Source organism: Aestuariivita boseongensis, from assembly GCF_001262635.1.
GTDB lineage: Bacteria > Pseudomonadota > Alphaproteobacteria > Rhodobacterales > Rhodobacteraceae > Aestuariivita > Aestuariivita boseongensis.
In genome coordinates this window covers 1-1,163 of record NZ_JXYH01000115.1, presented here as the reverse complement: position 1 = coordinate 1,163, position 1,163 = coordinate 1, and the positions used below count along the sequence as shown (strand labels likewise).

The following is a 1,163-nucleotide window of genomic DNA, read 5'->3' as shown; positions in this document are numbered from 1 at the left end:
CCGCCGGCACAAACGGCTCGCGCAGCGCGCTTAGCACCTGGCGCGCGAATTGCGGTTTCGGGCCATCCTCCCCGGCCTCCGCGGCCTTGGTGGGCAGCGCCTGCATGGCCAGACCTTCGGCTATGGCCAGAACCTCCCCATCAAGGTCGGTCACGATGAATTCGGCCTCTCCGGTCTGGGTCGCTTCATCGAAGCGATGTTTGGCGTGGACCATGATCTCTTGTGGGAAGCGCTTGTAAAACCGCATCTGCCGCGCGCCGATGGGCAGATAGATCGGATCGCCCGGCTGGCGGCCCTTGCGGATGCGCGCGGGTGTCATGCGCGGATCGCAGAGCTGCAGACAGCCATCCAGAAGCGCCGGGTGCACTTCGTAACGGTCAAACTGATCCAGGATCGCGTCGGGCGCCTTCATGCGCGCCACAACGCGGCCGCGCGACATCCATAGCTGCTCGATCACCTGGAAGGCGGGACCGTAATTCACGAAAGGCAGCGACGCATCCACGTCATAGGCGCAATCGACCGGAATCTCGGTCACGGATTTGGCGGTGGGATCGAAAGCGGGCGCTTTGGGCGCGGGCACGTCCGTGGCGCGCAGGAAGGCCTGCGACCGTGCGATCCAGTCATCGTCTGCGTCTCGCTGGCGCGACTGCACGGAGGCGCGCTGACGGGTCGGGTCATAAAGCGAGCTCAGCAGGATATCGGCATCATCGGGCAGAAACAGCGCGTCAAGGATCTGGGCGTTTTCGATCTCAAGCGGTTTGTCGCCATGCAATTCCCGGCCCACGCGGACGATCATGTCCATGTAGCCTGCGCCGGGGAAGATCTTGTCCGATTGCAGACGGTGGTCCTTGAGATAGGGGAACGCCTTGGTGTTCAGCTCGGAATGCCAGCTGAAACCGGACTGGTTCTGGCGCCTGCCAAGGAAGGGGTGCGGCAGCGTGGATTTCAGATATTCGCGGACTTCTTCGCTGTCGGTCCAATGCGCTTCATTCGTCCAGGCCGGTTTTGGCAGCGTCACCGACCGGTCGGCATCGCCGGTGATCGCAGGCCAGTCCAGCGCCTGACCGGCCACAAACAGATCAGCCAGCGTCCGGGCGAAGACGTCGAAATCGGCGTCTTTGCGCGAGATCGAGTTCCTCACCGCCACCCGCGCGCCGCTTTCC

The 1,163-nt window shown here is 63.6% G+C and carries 1 protein-coding gene; it reads right to left on the bottom strand.

What is annotated here, in order from left to right:
- Positions 1–1,163: polyketide synthase dehydratase domain-containing protein (locus TR61_RS19380; RefSeq protein WP_157441004.1), on the bottom strand; the 1,163-nt coding region annotated here is incomplete at both ends.